The sequence below is a fragment of the Arthrobacter sp. P1_D12 genome, assembly GCF_056406175.1.
The window spans coordinates 187168-204460 of sequence record NZ_JBFUAR010000015.1; the positions used below are offsets into that span (position 1 = coordinate 187168).

General features: G+C 67.3%; 14 protein-coding genes. 12 read left to right on the plus strand and 2 right to left on the minus strand.

The features are described 5' to 3' along the window. The first annotated feature begins 44 nt into the window (after positions 1-44). The 4 genes from AC1DZV_RS13365 (at position 45) to AC1DZV_RS13380 (ending at position 5406) form a co-directional block, all read left to right on the plus strand. A complete protein-coding gene (locus AC1DZV_RS13365; protein ID WP_028277321.1) occupies positions 45-1235 on the plus strand; it encodes an ROK family transcriptional regulator in 1191 nt (396 codons plus the stop codon). Positions 1236-1366: 131 nt separating this feature from the next. Continuing rightward, the gene (gene mmsA, locus AC1DZV_RS13370; RefSeq protein ID WP_476950364.1) at positions 1367-2923 is read left to right on the plus strand and encodes a multiple monosaccharide ABC transporter ATP-binding protein; all 1557 of its coding nucleotides are present in this window, start codon (positions 1367-1369) and stop codon (positions 2921-2923) included. A 54-nt stretch (positions 2924-2977) separates the two neighbouring features. After that, complete coding sequence (gene mmsB, locus AC1DZV_RS13375; RefSeq protein WP_476950363.1) at positions 2978-4246, plus strand: multiple monosaccharide ABC transporter permease; 1269 nt, start codon at positions 2978-2980, stop codon at positions 4244-4246. 56 nt (positions 4247-4302) lie between these two features. Next, positions 4303-5406, plus strand: coding sequence for a substrate-binding domain-containing protein (locus AC1DZV_RS13380; RefSeq protein ID WP_476950362.1), 1104 nt, complete (start codon positions 4303-4305; stop codon positions 5404-5406). Between the two features lie 21 nt (positions 5407-5427). Here the strand turns inward: AC1DZV_RS13380 and AC1DZV_RS13385 are convergent, their stop codons facing one another. Continuing rightward, entirely contained in the window at positions 5428-5601 is a 174-nt protein-coding gene (locus tag AC1DZV_RS13385; protein WP_476950361.1) for a hypothetical protein, read from the minus strand. A gap of 122 nt (positions 5602-5723) precedes the next feature. Between AC1DZV_RS13385 and AC1DZV_RS13390 the strand changes: the two genes are divergently transcribed. The 7 genes from AC1DZV_RS13390 to AC1DZV_RS13420 all read left to right on the plus strand — a co-directional run bounded on the left by AC1DZV_RS13390 (position 5724) and on the right by AC1DZV_RS13420 (position 13613). Next, entirely contained in the window at positions 5724-7166 is a 1443-nt protein-coding gene (locus tag AC1DZV_RS13390) for an ABC transporter permease (protein WP_476953880.1), read from the plus strand. A gap of 2 nt (positions 7167-7168) precedes the next feature. Continuing rightward, complete coding sequence (locus tag AC1DZV_RS13395; protein WP_476950359.1) at positions 7169-7876, plus strand: ABC transporter ATP-binding protein; 708 nt, start codon at positions 7169-7171, stop codon at positions 7874-7876. A 249-nt stretch (positions 7877-8125) separates the two neighbouring features. Next, positions 8126-9196 carry a Gfo/Idh/MocA family protein gene (locus AC1DZV_RS13400; RefSeq protein WP_476953881.1) on the plus strand — a complete coding sequence of 357 codons (1071 nt, stop codon included), beginning with the start codon at positions 8126-8128 and terminating at the stop codon, positions 9194-9196. A gap of 152 nt (positions 9197-9348) precedes the next feature. After that, a complete protein-coding gene (locus tag AC1DZV_RS13405; protein WP_476953882.1) occupies positions 9349-10623 on the plus strand; it encodes a hypothetical protein in 1275 nt (424 codons plus the stop codon). Between the two features lie 424 nt (positions 10624-11047). Further along, a complete protein-coding gene (locus AC1DZV_RS13410) occupies positions 11048-12277 on the plus strand; it encodes a serine/threonine-protein kinase (protein WP_476953890.1) in 1230 nt (409 codons plus the stop codon). Further along, positions 12274-12810 (plus strand): mucin-associated surface protein, encoded by a 537-nt coding sequence (locus AC1DZV_RS13415; RefSeq protein ID WP_476953883.1) that lies wholly within the window; start codon positions 12274-12276, stop codon positions 12808-12810. The genes AC1DZV_RS13410 and AC1DZV_RS13415 overlap by 4 nt, the downstream gene beginning before the upstream one ends. 158 nt (positions 12811-12968) lie before the next feature. Beyond that, positions 12969-13613, plus strand: coding sequence for an SRPBCC family protein (locus AC1DZV_RS13420; protein WP_476953884.1), 645 nt, complete (start codon positions 12969-12971; stop codon positions 13611-13613). A 131-nt stretch (positions 13614-13744) separates the two neighbouring features. Here AC1DZV_RS13420 and AC1DZV_RS13425 read toward each other — a convergent pair whose 3' ends face one another. Then, the gene (locus tag AC1DZV_RS13425; protein WP_476953885.1) at positions 13745-15967 is read right to left on the minus strand and encodes an NADP-dependent isocitrate dehydrogenase; all 2223 of its coding nucleotides are present in this window, start codon (positions 15965-15967) and stop codon (positions 13745-13747) included. A gap of 245 nt (positions 15968-16212) precedes the next feature. Here AC1DZV_RS13425 and AC1DZV_RS13430 point away from each other — a divergent pair, with 245 nt between their 5' ends. Beyond that, on the plus strand, positions 16213-17211 hold the full coding sequence (locus tag AC1DZV_RS13430) for a trypsin-like serine peptidase (protein WP_476953886.1): 999 nt from the start codon (positions 16213-16215) through the stop codon (positions 17209-17211). Positions 17212-17293 lie beyond the last annotated feature (82 nt).

Consider the following 17293-nt stretch of genomic DNA (forward strand, 5'->3'; position numbering starts at 1 on the left):
TTAACTTCTTGACTACAAGGCGCGAATGCGTCACGCTTCATAGCATGCCCTCACCAACGCGCTCAACGAGGAGCCGAACCAAGAACCCCGGATCGCAGTCCGCCCTCCGGCATTTGAACCAGCAGCGGATCATCGAATGCCTCCTCGCGGGCCCATCTACGCAGGCGGAACTGGCCCGCCAGACCGGGCTTTCGACAGCCACGGTCTCGAACATCGTAAAAATCATGCAGGACGCTGGGCTGGCCTCGACTGAACCGATCACCAGTTCCGGGCGGCGCGCCCTGAACGTCCGGCTCAACAGCAACGGGGCCGTCGCCGTCGGAATCGACTTCGGCCGGCGCCACCTGCGCGTCGTGCTGGCCTCGCTGAGTTACCACGTGATCGCCGAAGAGTCTGTCCTGCTGCCCCTTGGCCACCACGCCGAGGAAGGCATCCAGGCCGCCGTCGGCGTGCTGGACCGGCTGCTCACGGACAGTGGTGTGGAACGCAGCGCCCTGGTGGGTGCCGGCGTCGGAATTCCCGGCCCGATCGACCGCCGCACCGGCACCGTGGCGCAAGGCGCGATCCTGCCCGAATGGGTGGGCATCAACATCCTCAAACGCCTCGAAGAAGCGCTGGAACTCCCCGTCTTCGTGGACAACGACGCCAACCTGGGCGCCCTCTCCGAGGTCACCTGGGGGCCGCACAGCGGCATCAGCAACCTGATGTTCCTCAAGATCGGTTCGGGCATCGGCGCGGGGCTGATCCTCAACGGCGTCCCGTACTACGGCAACGTGGGCATCACCGGCGAAATCGGCCATGCCACCATCCACGAGCACGGGCTGATCTGCCGCTGCGGGAACCGCGGCTGCCTGGAAACCATCGCCTCCACCACCACCATGATCGAACTCCTGAGCCGCGGCGAGGACCGGCCACTCTCGCCCGGGGACATCGTTCGCAAGGCCCTGGAGAAGGACTCCGCCACGCTCCGTGTCGTGGACGACGCCGGGCTCGCCGTCGGGCGCGCGCTGGGCAACGTGGCGAACCTGATCAACCCCGAGGTCATTGTCGTCGGCGGCCCGCTGGCGGGCCTTGGCCAGCTGCTGCTGGACCCGATCCGGCGCGGCCTGATCCGCCACGCGGTGCCGGTCATAGGCGAGACAACCACCCTCACGATGTCGTCCCTGGGCGACCGGGCCGAGGCCCTCGGGGCCACGGCTTTGGTCTTCCAGCACGCCGGAATCCGGCGAAACTAACCATTTCGTTATGTGGCTGTTGCGTTAAAGACTTGACGACAAGGGCTGTGATCCAGTTTACTTTTCCATCAGACGGCCCTGCGGTTTGCAGGGGCGGACAACGAAGTCATGCATTGGAGGCGTAAGGGCAGATGACGTCCCTCAACACGCACAGTGATCCGCTAATCCTCGAGATGCGATCCATCACCAAGGAGTTCCCCGGCGTTAAAGCTTTGGCCGATGTGAGCCTGCGGGTGAAGGCCGGCGAGATCCACGCCATCTGCGGTGAGAACGGCGCCGGGAAATCGACCCTGATGAAGGTGCTCTCAGGCGTGTACCCCTACGGCACGTACACCGGGGACATCGTTTACCAGAACGAAGTCCAGGAGTTCAAGGACATCAGGGCCAGCGAGCACGCCGGCATCGTGATCATCCACCAGGAACTCGCGCTCATCCCCGAACTGTCGATCATGGAGAACATCTTCCTCGGCAACGAGCCCACCAAGCGCGGCGTGATCGACTGGGCCGAGGCCCGGACCCGGTCCACCGAACTGCTGGCCCGGGTGGGGCTGCGCGAGGACCCGGACACCCCCATCAAGGAGATCGGCGTCGGCAAGCAGCAGCTGGTCGAGATCGCCAAAGCCCTGAACAAGTCGGTCAAGCTCCTGATCCTGGACGAGCCCACGGCGGCGCTGAACGAGTCCGACTCCCAGCACCTGCTGGACCTCATGCTGGGCCTCAAGGGCCGCGGAATCACCTCGATCATCATTTCGCACAAGCTCAACGAGATCGAACAGATCGCCGATGAAATCACGATCATCCGCGACGGCAAGTCGATCGAGACCCTGAACGTCAAGGCCGACGGCGTCGACGAGGACCGCATCATCAAGGGCATGGTGGGCCGGACCCTGGAATCCCGGTTCCCGGACCACGAGCCGAAGATCGGCGATGTCCTCTTCGAGGTGAAGAACTGGAACGTCGGGCACCCGCAGATCCAGGACCGCCTGGTCTGCAAGAACTCCAGCTTTTTCGTCCGCCGCGGCGAGATCGTCGGGTTCGCGGGCCTGATGGGCGCCGGACGCACCGAACTGGCCCGGTCCGTGTTCGGGCGCTCGTACGGCCGCTTCATCTCGGGCCATGTCTACAAAGACGGCAAGGAACTGCAGCTCAAGAGCGTCCGCCAGGCGATCGACGCCGGTCTCGGCTACGTCACCGAGGACCGCAAGTCCCTGGGCCTGAACCTGCTGGACGACATCAAGGCCACCACGGTCTCGGCAAACCTGCGCAAGATCAGCAAGAACTTCGTGGTGGACGCCAACAAGGAATACGCCGTCGCGGAGGAATACCGGAAGTCGCTGCGGACCAAGACGCCCTCCGTGGAGGAAGGCGTCGCAAAGCTCTCCGGCGGCAACCAGCAGAAGGTCGTGCTGGCGAAATGGATGTTCACCGACCCGGACGTGCTGATCCTGGACGAACCCACCCGCGGGATCGATGTCGGGGCCAAGTACGAGATCTACGGCATCATCCAGAAGCTGGCCAACGAGGGCAAGGCCGTGATCGTCATTTCCTCGGAGCTGCCCGAGCTGCTGGGCCTCTCGGACCGGATCTACACGATTTTCGAAGGCGCCATCACCGGCGTCCTGAACAAGGACGAAGCCAGCCAGGAAAGCCTCATGAAACTCATGACGTCCGCCCGCAAGACCGCTTGACCCTTTGGGACAAACCAGAACAATCCGAACACCCCGGACACAAGGACTGAAACAATGAACGCGCTCAAGAAGCTCTTTGGCGGCAACACCCGCCAATTCGGCATGATCTTCGCCCTGGTTGCGCTGATCGTGTTCTTCGAGATTTTCACGGAGGGCCGCACGCTCACATCGGGCAACGTCATCAACCTCTTCAACGGCAACTCCTACATCCTGATCCTCGCCATCGGCATGGTGCTGGTCATCATCGCCGGGCACATCGACCTCTCGGTCGGTTCCGTCGCGGCCTTCGTGGGTGTCTGCGTGTCACTCTTCATCCGCGACTGGGGGCTGCCCTGGTACATCGGCGTCCTGATGGGGCTCGGGCTCGGCGTCCTGATCGGGGCCTGGCAGGGATTCTGGGTGGCCTACGTCGGCATCCCCGCGTTCATCGTGACGCTGTCCGGCATGCTGATCTTCCGCGGCGCCAACCAGTTGGTCGGCAAGTCGAACACCATCCCGGTTCCCACGGATTTCCAGTACATCGGCTCCGGCTACCTGCCCGAGTTTGGACCGAATACCGGCTACAACAACCCCACCATGCTCATTGGCCTGCTCGGCGTCGCGTTCGTGATCTTCAGCGAGATCCGCTCCCGCCGCAACGCCAAGGCCCTCGGTGCCGAGGTTCCCGAAGCGTGGGTCATGGTCCTCAAACTGGTGCTGATCTCCGGCGCCATCCTCTACGCGACCTACCTCTTTGCCACCGGCCGGCCGGGCACCTCCTTCCCCGTGCCGGGCCTGATCCTGGCCGTCCTGGTCCTCGTGTACGGCTTCATCTCCTCCAAGACCGTTATCGGCCGCCACATCTACGCCGTCGGCGGCAACCGGCACGCCGCCGAGCTCTCCGGTGTCCAGTCCAAGAAGGTCAACTTCCTGGTCATGATGAACATGTCCTTCCTGGCCGGCCTCGCCGGCATGATTTTCGTCGGCCGCTCCACCGCCTCAGGCCCGTTCGACGGCGTCGGCTGGGAACTGGACGCCATCGCCGCCGTGTTCATTGGCGGCGCCGCGGTCACCGGTGGCGTGGGCACCGTGATCGGCTCGATCATCGGCGGCCTGGTCATGGCAGTCCTGAACAACGGCCTGCAGCTGCTCGGCGTCGGCGCCGACCTCACCCAGATCATCAAGGGCCTGGTGCTCCTGATCGCCGTCGCCTTCGACGTCTACAACAAGACCCAGGGCAAGAGGTCCGTCGTCGGGATGCTGATGAAGAACTTCAGCCGCAGTAACGAGATCAAGGCCGACGAGACAACCCAAACCACAGACGTCATCTCCAGGGGAGCCTGAGCGGCTCCCCAACCCCACAATTCTCCGCACACCACCAAAAGAAAGTGAACCAAGCAATGCGAATGATTGGTAAAGCAGGAAAGGCAGCAGCAATCGCTGCTATTGCGGCACTGGCGCTGACGGCCTGCGGCCGTTCCGACACCGGGACTACCGGCGGTTCGAGCTCCGGAGGCGAAGCATTCCCGAAGGGCTCGTCGATCGGCGTCGCGCTGCCCCAGAAGACCTCGGAAAACTGGGTTCTGGCGGAGCAGCTGTTCAACGACGGCCTCACCAAGGCCGGCTACAAGCCGGATGTGCAGTTCGCCAATGGCGGCGTTTCGGATCAGCAGAACCAGATTAGTGCCATGATCACCAAGGGCGACAAGCTCATCATCGTCGGTGCTATCGACGGTGCGCAGCTGGGCACCCAGCTCAAGCAGGCCAAGGATGCCGGCGCCACGATCATCGCGTATGACCGTCTGCTCCTGAACACCCCGGACGTGGACTATTACGTGGCCTACGACAACTTCAAGGTCGGTGAACTCCAGGGCCAGGCGCTGCTGGACGGCATGAAGGGCAAGAAGCCGGCAGGCCCGTACAACATCGAGCTCTTCGCAGGTTCCCCTGACGACGCCAACGCGAAGGTCTTCTTCGACGGCGCCATGAGCGTCCTGAAGCCGAAGATCGACGACGGCACCCTCAAGGTCCTCTCGGGCCAGACGAGCTTCGAACAGGCCGTTACCCAGGGCTGGAAGGCAGAGAACGCCCAGAAGCGCATGGACACCCTGCTCGCCGGAACGTACGGCAGCGCCCCGCTTGACGGCGTGCTGTCCCCGAACGACACCCTGGCCCGCGCGATCATCACCTCTGTCAAGGCCGCCGGCAAGCCGATCCCGGTTGTCACGGGTCAGGACTCCGAGGTTGAGTCGGTCAAGTCCATCATGGCGGGCGAGCAGTACTCCACCATCAACAAGGACACCAATGCGCTCGTTGACCACTCGATCACCATGGTCAACGACGTCCAGGCAGGCAAGACGCCGGAGATTAACGACGACAAGTCCTACAACAACGGAAACAAGGTTGTTCCCGCGTACTTGCTGAAGCCGGTCATCGTCACCAAGGACAACGTCCACACGGCGTACGAGAACGATCCGGTCCTCGGCCCGATCACCAAGCAGTAGTTCCTTATCTGGGCGACCGCTTCACCGGCCGCGCCAGAGTACAGAGCCCCGGCTCTCCCGCAAGGGAGGGCCGGGGCTCTTGCGTTGGCAGTGGTGCGTTGGCCGTGGTGCGCCGGCGGTGACCTTGGCAGTGATCTTGGCGGTGACTTTGGCGGTGACCTTGGCGGTGACCTTGCCTGCAGCAACCGGCTTCACAGCAGATCCATAGCTCCCGGGGGAGGTTCGCACAGCGGCCCGTACCACTGTGGGACCAGCGCCGGGCATCGGGCCCGGCAGGAGATACCCCCCAAAGTCACCCAAGAAAAACTAGGAGCACCGTGAGCGTTCTTGCCCGGAGCGTAGGCAACGCCTTTCGAAACAAGGTCAGGACGGCCGCCGTGGTGGCGGTCCTGGCCGTAGCCATTGGACTTGCCCTGGCCATGCTCGTGGCCAACCAGGCCGTCACCGGCAAGGTTGCCGAGCTGAACGCCTCGGTGGGCACGGTCCTGACCGTGAACCCGGCCGGCGGCCAGGGGTTCGAGGGCGGCGGCGAGCCGCTGACATCCGCCCAGGCAGCCACGGCGGCGGCCGTCCCCAACGTCAGCAGCGTGGTCGGCACCAAGGCGCTGCGCCTGCGCAACGCCGCTGACATTGCCGCCGAGGCCGCGTCAGGACGGACAGGCCAAGGCGGCCCCGGCGGCCAGTCGGCCACCTCCGTCACCACGAGCCTCACGGCCGCCGTCGACGCCGGCACCCTCGGCAACCGTAACCAAGCCAGTACCGGCACCTCCGGAAGCACCACCTCGGGCAGTACCGGCAGCACCGCGCAGGCGGCGTTCTCGCTGCCCATCACGGCAACCGGCATCGGCGCCGAGGTGGACTCCACCGGCAAGGCACTGCAGCTGACTCAGGGCACCGGCCTGGGCAACTACACCGCCGCGTCCACCGGCGCCCTGCTGGGCACCACCCTGGCCACCAAGAACAGCCTCAGCGTGGGCTCGACGTTCACCATCGGTGATAAAACCTTCACCGTCCAGGGGCTGTTCGACGCCGGGACCGCGTTCGGCAACAATGCGCTCTACGTGACGCTGCCGACCGCCCAGACCCTCGCCGGGCTGCCGGACGAACTCTCCACCATGATCGTCACGGTCAACAGCATGGAAAACGTCGACGCCGCCAAGACCGCCCTGCAGGCGGCCCTGGGCTCCGACAAGGCCGACGTCACCCAGGGCCAGCGGAACCTTGAGACCGCCGTCAGCTCGCTGGACAGCGTCAAGAACATTTCCTTCATCGCCTTCGTCGCGGCCCTTGGCACCGCCGGCCTGATCATCCTCCTGATCATGGTCATGCTGGTCCGCGAACGACGCCGCGAGATCGGTGTCCTGAAGGCCATCGGCGCTCCGAACCGCACCATCGGCCTGCAGTTTGTGCTGGAGGCACTCGTGCTGGTGGCCATGGGCAGCGTGGTGGGCGCCGCCGTCGCCTCCTTCGCCAGCGGCGGCATCGCCAGCGCCCTCATCAGTTCAAGCAGCAGCACGAGCGCGGCGGCCACCGGCCAGCGCGGCGGCGCTGGCGGCTTTCCCGGAGGCGGGTTCCCGGGCGGGGCGGGCGGACCGCTGGGCGGGGCAAGCCAGCTGCTGACCTCCGTGACGGCGAGCGCCTCCCCCGGCGTGATCGCCGCGGGCATCGCCGCAGTTTTCGGCGTCGCCATCATCGGCGCGCTCGTCCCGGCCCTGCTCACCGCCCGCATCCGTCCCATCGAAGTCCTCCGAGGAGAATAGCCATGATCGAAGTCAAGAACCTGGTCCGCACGTTCAAGTCCGGCGACCGGACCATCAAGCCGGTCAACGATGTCAGCTTCGAGCTCGAGCAGGGCACGCTGGCCTCGATCGTGGGCAAGAGCGGCAGCGGCAAGAGCACCCTGCTCTCCTTGCTCGGGGCGCTGGACAAGCCCACCAGCGGCGACGTGGTGGTCAACGGCGTGAGCCTGGCCAGCATGCCCGACGGGAAACTGACCAACTACAGGCGCCGGGACATCGGCTTCGTGTTCCAGCAGTTCAACCTGATCCCGAACCTCTCGGCCGTGGACAACGTGATGCTGCCGATGGAATTCGCCGGCGTGCGCAAGGCGGCGCGCGCCGAGCGGGCCCGGCAGCTGCTCGAACAGGTCCAGCTCGATCCGGACAAGCACGGGCGGCGCATCAACCGGCTCTCCGGCGGCGAGCAGCAGCGGGTGGCGATCGCCCGGGCGCTGGCGAACGAACCCAAACTGATCCTGGCCGATGAACCCACCGGCAACCTGGACGAGCAGACCGGCGAGCACATCATCGAGCTGCTCAGCACGCTCAGCCGGGACCACAACACCACCATCCTGGTGGTCACCCACGACCGTGCCCTGGCCAACAAGACGGACCGGCGCTTCCGGCTCCAGCAGGGCCGGCTCACGGAGGAAACGGCCCGGACCCGTGCGACGGCGGCCCTGCCCGGCTGAGGACCGGCCGGCTGCTGAACTCCAGCCGCGGCCGACCCCCTGAGGTCCGCCCGGCTGCGGGGACTCCGGTGGCGGAGCTGCGGGGGATTCGGCGTGGGAGCTGCGGGCAGGCCTTGGGGGCCCGCCCGCGGCTCCGGCGTCGAGCCGCCGGGGCTGAACTTCGTGAGACTGGATCTCCGCGTCGAAACTCCGCCATGCCAGGGCCGTCAACACTGCGGCCCGCCCGCCCCTGGGTGAGAAGATGGCACCATGTCTGCCCTCATCGCAAAGCCGTGGCTCTTCAGCCAGCCGGACCAGGATCCCCGCACAGCCACCGGTGCCAGGCTGCGCTGGGGCGTCATCGCCACCGGCGGGATCGCCGCTTCGGTCACACGCGACCTTGGGCTGCTGGCGGATGCGGAACTGTACGCCGTCAGCTCCCGCACACAGGCGGCCGCGGACGCGTTCGCGGCCGACTACGGCTTTGTCCACGCCTACGGTGACCAGGACGGCGCCAGTGGCTACGCCCGCTTGCTCGCCAATGACGCCGTCGACGTCGTCTACGTTGCCACCCCGCACGCCCACCATCACAAGATAGCCCTCGCCGCCCTCAACGCCGGCAAGCACGTGCTGTGCGAGAAGGCCCTCACGATCAATGCCCGGGAAGCAGCCGAGTTGATCGCGGCGGCCCGGACCAACGGAGTCTTCCTGATGGAGGCGGTGTGGAGCCGGTTCCTGCCCAGCATGCAGCGGGCGTTCGAGATCGCTGCCTCGGGCGAGATCGGCGAGGTGAAATGGGTCGGCGCCGACCTCGGCTTTCCGGCACCGTACTCGCCCGGTTCCCGGCTTTGGGCACCCAAGGACGGTGGCGGCGCCCTGCTGGACATGACGGTCTATCCCCTGCTTTGGGCGCTCGGCACCCTGGGGTTCCCGCAAACGGTCAGCGCCACCGGCTGGCTGAACGACGACGGCGTCGATGCCCAGAATGCGTTGACGCTCGGTTACCACCACGGCGCCCAGGCCCAACTGACCTCGTCATTGATGGCCTTTGGCCCCCGCACGGCCACCGTCGCCGGCACCAAGGGCTACCTCCAGAGCCCGGGCTCCATCAACAACCCGAAGGAACTGCTGGTCCGGATCGGCTTCGAGGGGCCACGGACGGAGCAGTTCACGGTGGTGGGACGTGGCTACACTTACGAGCTCCGGGAGGTCACGCGGTGCATCCAGCAGGGCCTCACCGAGAGCCCGGTCATGCCGCTGGAGGACTCCCTGAACACCATGCGGCTTTTCGACGGCGTACGCGCGCAGCTCGGCGTGAGCTACCCCAACGACGCCCACTAACCGCCTCCCACTTTCCACGCCCCAGGCAACGGACCCGGCGCATTCCAAGTGTCTCGGTATGCCTACAGTTTCGGCCCCGCTCTGGACTCTCCTGTTGGGGCCGACTTACCCTGTAGGCAATTGTCCAGTCTTCCGGGAGCGGGGGTGCGCGCATGGATCCTGCAGCAGCGTCCTCCCGCGCGGGCCGCACCCTGCGCCCCCTGCGCCCCTTGCGCCGCGTGCTTTTGGCCGCCGTCGCCGGCGCCGCGTGGCTGACACTGACCTGCACTGCCGCGCAGGCGGACGACGCCTGCGCGTTCTACGGGACGGCCGACGGCGCCGGGGAGAGCGCGGCCGCCGCCTCGTGTACGGACGCCGACGACCTCCCTGTTCCCTCCCTCGACGGCGTGGTTTCCGTGGACCTCCCCGCGGTCCCGGCGGCCACCTGGGCGGCGGGCGCTGTTCCGGGGCCGGTTGCAGCTTCCGCGGACGTCGTTCCTGCCGACCCGAACGGGCCCGCGGACACCGCCCCTGACCCGGCGGTTCCCGACGCGCCACCGCCCGCCGCCCCTGGGCAGGCGGCACCGGACCCGGCACTCCCCTCCCCGGCGCTCCCTGACCCTTCGCTCCCTGCGCCGGCAGTCACCCCGCCGGCAACCGGGCCCGTGCTGGACCCTGCGATTCCGGTTCCCGGTGTTGTTCCGCCGGTGGTGGACCCTGCGGTACCGGTTCCCGGCGTCGATCCGCCGGTCGGCGACCCCGCGGCCCCGGCTCCGGCTCCAGCAGCTCCGCTCCCCGGCGACCCCGCGGCCCCGACTCCGGATCCAGCATCTCCGCTCCCCGGCGACCCCGCGGCCGGGCCACCAGATGGCGTCGTTCCAGGCGGCATCGGTCCAGGCGGCATCGTTTCGGGCGGCGAGGTCGCGGCGGGATCGCCGGCGGGGACGCCGGCCGCCGTCGATGGCGCATCGGCACCCGCGGGCGCCGCAAAAGCAACGGCCGCCAACGCAGCACCAGCTCAACTGCCGACGCCTGCTCCCACCGGCACCGTGGCGGCCCGTCCCTTCCCGGCATCTCCTTCCCCCGGTGCCACGGTTGCCTACCCCGCCTTGCTGATCCCTGAACCCCGGGGCGCGGCAGCCGTCCAGTCCGGCGCTGCCCCGCCGGCCAAGGCCCCCGCCGGGACCGGTGAACCGCCGGCTCCCTCCGGCAACCCGGGTCCGGGCCCATGGCATGGCGGAACGGGACTGCCTGCGCCTGACGCACTCCCGCCGGCTCCGGGCTCGGGGTCCGGCAGCGGGCACTCCGGCGGCGGACCTGCCGGAACGGCTGCGTGGATGCCCAGCCTGGTCTTCTACCTGCCCACCATCGGGGCCGACGCCATCGGCGGACCGCTCCAGCACGAGTACGCAGCCGTTAGCGCTGATCCCGGTTCTTCCCCTGACTAGTCGGGCCGTCTCTGCCTCCACAGAGCACGGCCCGTCGGGCTGCCTTCGCCGCCCGCCAACAGTCACCCAGGAGAATCCCCCATGGACACGACCGTCCACCGCCGGGCTTCCGGCACCCCAATTCCCGCCGGCCTGACCCCCTCAGCGCCTGCCCACCCGGAGCGCTCCGGTCCGCAGCCGAGGCCCGGCTGCAAGCCCCGCCCGCCCTAGCGCATGCCACCGCTCCCATCACGGTCCTGTACCGCCGGAGCGAGGTCGTTGGGTCCGCTGGGGGACCCAACGGCATGCTCCGGCGGAGGGGCATCCGGTGAGGGAATACGCTTCGGTACCGGGACCGGAGGTCCCCTCTGAACAGAAGCGGATACTAATTACCCTTATCATTCTTTAGGTGCGCCGTCGGTGCGCACACGGAAGATACGGGGACATCGTGAACAGTTCGCCCAACAGCATCACGGCGGAGCCCTTGGGCGGCCGCTACCAGCTGGGGGAGGTGATTGGCCGGGGCGGCATGGCGTCGGTCTACACGGCCAAGGACCTGAACCTTGGCCGGGACGTTGCCCTGAAACTCTTTGCACCGCAATCGGCCGATCCTGACGAGCTTCGCCGCCAGGAAGCGGAGATCGAGTTGCTGGCCACCCTGAATCATCCAAGCCTGGTGACGCTGTTCGACGCCGGGACGGACACCCGGATTCCCGAGGAGCCCCGGCCCTTCCTGACCATGGAGCTCGTGGACGGCCAGGATCTGCGGACCCGGATCCGCCACAGTCCCCTGCCGCTGGCCGAGTTGGCCGTGGTCGGCGCCGGGATCGCCGATGCCCTCGCCTATGTCCACGGCCTCGGCATCGTCCACCGGGACATCAAGCCCGCCAACATCCTCCTGGTGCCGGTCCGGCCGGGAGAGCCGCTTCGGCCCAAGCTCACAGACTTCGGCATCGCCCGGATCATCGACGGGACCCGGCTGACGGCCACTGGAACCATGGTGGGAACCGCCGCCTACCTCAGTCCCGAACAGGCCCGCGGTGCCGACCTCGGTCCGGCGAGCGATATCTACTCGCTGGGCCTGGTCCTGCTCGAATGCCTCAAGGGCGAGGTGGAGTACCCGGGCAGCGCCGTCGAATCCGCCGTGGCCCGCCTGCACCGCGCCCCCGTCATTCCGGACGCCGTGCCCGAGGAGTGGGCCCGGCTCATCCAGGCCATGACCGTCCTGGACCCGTTGGACCGCCCCGCGGCCGCCGATCTCGAGGCAGCCTTCCGTGTTGCCCTCGTTTCCCCCGGATCGCTGCCGGGACCGGTCACAGCGGAACCCACCCGGGTCCTCCCGGCCCCGCCGGCCAGGCGGCCCCGCCCACCCAGGCCCGGAGTCGCACCGGCTGCGGCGTCGGGAACACGCCCCCTGACCTCGCTGGACCCGGATGCCCTGCCGCTGCGGCCGCGCCGCCGCCGCTCCGTGTCGCGCGGGGCCGCATGGTTCCTCCGGGCCCGGCCCCGCMCCCGCGTGGCCGTGCTGCTCGCCGCGCTGGCAGTCCTTGCCGTCGTGGCGACGATCGCGGTCGCCCTGTCCGCCCCCGCGGCGCCCGACGTCGTCCCCTACCCCACCGTCACCGGACCGCTCGGCGATCACCTGAGGGAACTGCAGAAGGGCGTGGAACCATGAGCGATTCGCGAACCGCCGGGCAAGACCGCGGCCGGGTGAGGTATCGGGTTTCCGCAAGCCTCCTCGCCGGACTGCTGGCCGCCGGGGCTTTGGCCGGCTGCGGCTCCCCCGCCCCCGAACTGGGCAGCGGCGCGGCCCGGCAACTTCAGTCCGAAGTCTTGGCTGTCAGCGAGGCTGCAGCCGCCAACGACCCGGAGGGTTCCCTGAAGCACCTTGACGAGCTGCTGACCCGGCTGGATGCCGTCGCCGCGAGCGGCGAGGTGTCCTTCAGACGCCACCAGAGCATCAAGTCATCGATTGACGCCGTCCGGGCGGACCTTACCGCGCAGCAGGCGGCCGAGGCGGCCCGGAAGGCTGCAGAAAAAGCAGCGGCTGACAAGGCGGCAGCCGACAAAGCAGCGGCTGAACAGGCTGCCGCGGCCCAGGCAGCAGCCCAGGTCGCTGCCCCGCGGACGGCCCCGGCCGCCGTCGCCCCGGCCCCGGCCCCGGCCGGAAAGGGGAAGTCGAAGGACAAAGGGAAGGGTAAGGGCTAAGGCGCGCCGATTACCCTGCTGCCGGACGGGCTTCCACGACACCTGAGGCCGCGACCGGCATCGACCTGGCCGCAGACCGAACGCGGCGCCTCCGCCGCCACTATCGTCAGCCTGCTTACCATTTCAGCGGAAGCCCGCTAGCGTGGAGGAACGGCTTTATGCCGGTCAACGACAAGAATCGCGGACTGCGGTCCGCCAATCGAAGGAGTGACGCCTGCATGGCAACAGTTCAGGAATCCATCGAAGTCAATGTTCCGCTAAGCCAGGCCTACAACCAGTGGACGCAATTCGAGGAATTTCCGCACTTCATGAGCGGCGTGGAATCGGTTAATCAGCTGGACGACACCACTGTGCATTTCAAGACCAGCATCGGTGGAGTCCGGCGTGAATACGATGCGCGGATCACCGCGCAGGAACCGGACCAGCGCGTGTCGTGGGAGAGCCTTGATGAACCACGGAACGCCGGCACCGTCTGGTTCGATGATCTCGGCGAGGCCGCAACGAAGGTGAACGTCGAGCTGACCTGGGAGCCGGACTCGGCGGCGGAAAAGATCGGCGCGGCCATCGGCCTTGACTCCCGTCAGGTTGCTGCCGACCTGAAGAAATTCAAGCAGTTCATCGAAGAACGCGGGGCCGAGACGGGCGGATGGCGCGGACGCGTGGACCCAGTCGCCCCGGGCGCCACCACCGCCGTGCCGCTCCAAGAAGAAGTGGGATATGGCGCGGAACCTGCCTTCGAGCGTGTGGACGCCGATCCCGACCTCGCCCCCGAGCCGCCTTTCCGCCACGACCAGCCGCGCTGACCGGACGTTCGCACTGATCTGGCTGGTTTGTTTACTCCGCCGGACGAACAGCGGAACGCCCCGCCTCCCTTTCGGGAGGCGGGGCGTTCTGCGTGGCGACCTACCGCGCTGCCGGAGCGTTAAGGCTGGGACTACTTGGTCAGCGTCGCAAGCACTTCGCTGAACTTCGCCGAGGGGCGCATGACTGCTGCGACCTTGGCCGCATCCGGCCGGTAGTACCCGCCAAGGTCCACCGGGGAACCCTGGACGGCCAGGAGTTCGCCGGTGATGGTGTCCTCATTGGAGTTCAGCGCGTCAGAAACGGCGGCGAAGGCCGCGGCGAGCTCCGCGTCGTCGTTCTGGCTGGCCAGTTCCTGGGCCCAGAACTTGGCCAGGTAGAAGTGGCTGCCGCGGTTGTCCAACTCGCCGGCCTTGCGCTTCGGGGACTTGTCCTCCAGCAGGAACGTGCCGGTGGCGCGGTCCAGGGTGTCGGCCAGGACCTGGGCGCGGGCGTTGCCGGTGCTGGTGGCGAGGTGCTCGAAGCTGACGGCCAGTGCGAGGAATTCACCCAGGCTGTCCCAGCGCAGGTGGTTTTCCTTGAGCAACTGCTGGACGTGCTTCGGGGCGGATCCGCCGGCGCCGGTCTCGAACAGGCCGCCACCGTTGATCAGCGGCACCACGGAAAGCATCTTGGCGCTGGTGCCCAGTTCGAGGATCGGGAAGAGGTCGGTGAGGTAGTCGCGGAGCACGTTGCCGGTCACCGAGATGGTGTCCTCGCCCTTGCGGAGGCGTTCCACCGTGAAGGCCGTGGCCTCATCCGGGGACATGATGGCGATTTCCAGGCCCTCGGTGTCGTGGTCCTTGAGGTATTCCTCCACCTTGGCGATCATCCGGGCGTCGTGCGCGCGGCCCTTGTCCAGCCAGAAGACGGCGGGCGTGGCGGAGGCGCGGGCGCGGGTGACGGCCAGCTTCACCCAGTCGCGGATCGGCACGTCCTTCGTCTGGCAGGCGCGCCAGATGTCGCCCGGGGCAACCTTGTGCTCGATCAGCACGGTGCCGGCGTCGTCGACGATCTGGACGGTACCGGCGGACTGGATCTCGAACGTCTTGTCGTGGCTGCCGTATTCCTCGGCGGCCTGGGCCATGAGGCCGACGTTCGGGACGGTGCCCATGGTGGTGGGATCGAAGGCCCCGTGGGCGCGGCAGTCATCAACCACGACCTGGTAGATGCCGGCGTAGCTGCTGTCCGGGAGGACGGCGAGCGTATCGGCTTCCTGGCCGTCGCGGCCCCACATGTGGCCCGAGCTGCGGATCATGGCCGGCATCGAGGCGTCGACAATGACGTCGGAGGGCACGTGCAGGTTGGTGATGCCCTTGTCGGAATCGACCATCGCGAGTTCGGGGCCCTCGTTGAGGCCCTTTTCGATGGCTGCCTGGACGTCGCCGCGGATCTCCTCCGGCAGGTCCTCGAGGCCGTTGAGGATGGAGGCAAGGCCGTTGTTGGGGCTCAGGCCGGCGGCGGCGATCTGCTCACCGTAGGTGGCGAAGAGGTCCGCGAAGTAGGCCTTGACGACGTGCCCGAAGATGATGGGGTCCGAGACCTTCATCATGGTGGCCTTGAGGTGGGCTGAGAACAGCACGCCCTCGTTCTTGGCCCGGACAACCTGGGCTGCGAGGAACTCATCCAGGGCCGAGGCACGCATCACGGTGCCGTCGATGACCTCGCCGGCCAGGACCGGGAAGGCACGCTTGAGGACCTTGACGGTGCCGTCTTCCTTGACGAGCTGGATCTTGATGTTGGTGTCGGCCTCGATCACCACGGACAGCTCGTTCGAGCGGAAGTCGTCGGCGTCCATGTGGGCCACGTTGGTCTTGGACTCCGGCGTCCAGGCGCCCATGCTGTGCGGGTTCTGGCGGGCGTAGTTCTTGACCGAGAGCGGGGCGCGGCGGTCCGAGTTGCCTTCGCGCAGGACCGGGTTCACGGCGGAGCCCTTGATCTTGTCGTAGCGGGACCGGATATCCGTTTCCTCGTCCGAGGAGGGGTTGTCCGGGTAGTCCGGCAGCGCGTAGCCGTGGCCCTGGAGTTCGGCGATGGCGGCCTTCAGCTGGGGCACGGAGGCGCTGATGTTGGGCAGCTTGATGATGTTGGCTTCGGGCGTCTTGGCGAGGGCACCAAGCTCGGCCAGGGCGTCGCTGAGGCGCTGCTCTTCGGTGAGGTAGTCGCCGAACACGGCGATGATGCGGCCGGCCAGCGAGATGTCGCGGGTCTCCACTTCCACACCGGCCGTCGAGGCGAACGCCTCAATGATCGGCAAGAACGAATAGGTGGCCAGCATCGGCGCTTCGTCGGTGTGGGTATAGATAATCTTTGCCATTGCGCGGGCGTCTCCCTGAAGGTCTGGGTATTTCCGGAATCTTGTGTTATCTCAACACCCCTAACTTACCCGAGGTGCCCCCGTTGGCGCCTACCGGCGTCGTGCGCGGACGGATGAGTGACATCCCGACACGGCATAACAAAAATTGACAAGTTACTTTACAGGTTAGTCAAATTGCCGTAGTTTCGTTCCATCCAGCGGCCGCCAACAGCGGCCGCCCCCCTTTTCCACCGGTTAGGACACCCATGAGAACACCCAAGACTCTGGCCACCAGCCTGCTGACTCTTTCGGCCGCCGCGCTGCTGGCCCTGAGTGCCGCGGGGGCGGCCACGGCCTCCCCCGCACCGGCCAAGGCACCGGTTTCCACCTCCGATGTCGCCAGCCACACCGTCACCGAGACGGGCGCGGCCGATTACTGGACCGCGGAACGCATGCGCAGCGCCGTCCCCGGCGACGTCCTGGCCGACAGGGCCATGAAGCGCAGCGGCAAGGCCGCCGCGGCCAGGGGCCCGGCGGAAACGGGCGCGCCGAGCAAGGTCGAGGCCGCGGCTCCCAAGCTGCAATCCCAGACGCTCCAGACCAAGACCAATGCGAGCGAAACCCCCGTCCCGCACATCGGCAAGGTCTTCTTCACCCTCGGCGGGACGAACTACGTCTGCTCCGGCAACTCGGTCTCCTCCGGCAACAAGAGCACGGTCTCCACGGCCGGGCACTGCGTGAATGAGGGCCCGGGCGCCTTCGCCACCAAGTTCACGTTCGTCCCGGCGTACCTGAACGGCGCGGCCCCCTACGGCAAGTGGACGGCCAAGGCCCTCTACGCCCCCACCCAGTGGAGCTCCTCGGGTGACATGACCTACGACACCGGCTTCGCCGTCATGTCCACGCTCAACGGCCAGTACCTGAGCGACGTCGTCGGCGGCTCCGGGCTGCAGTTCAACGCCGCCCGCGGCCTGAGCTACAAGTCGTTCGGATACCCCGCCGCAGCGCCCTTCAACGGTGAATCCCTCAAGAGCTGCTCCGGCACCGCGACGAACGATCCCTACAACCCGCAGTTCAACACCCAGGGGATCTCCTGCAACATGACCGGCGGTTCCTCAGGCGGTCCGTGGTTCATCGGCACCAGCGCCGCCGGCTACCAGAACTCCATCAACAGCTACGGCTACGGCAGCAAGTCCACCACGATGTACGGCCCGTACTGGGGCAGCGTGATCCAGCAGGCCTACACCACGGCGGCCGCTTCCTGACCTGAGGGCACGGGCACCGTTCGCGCGGGGCCCGTGCTCCATTCGCGGGGGCCCGTTCGCGGGGCCGGGCTGCGTTCGCGGG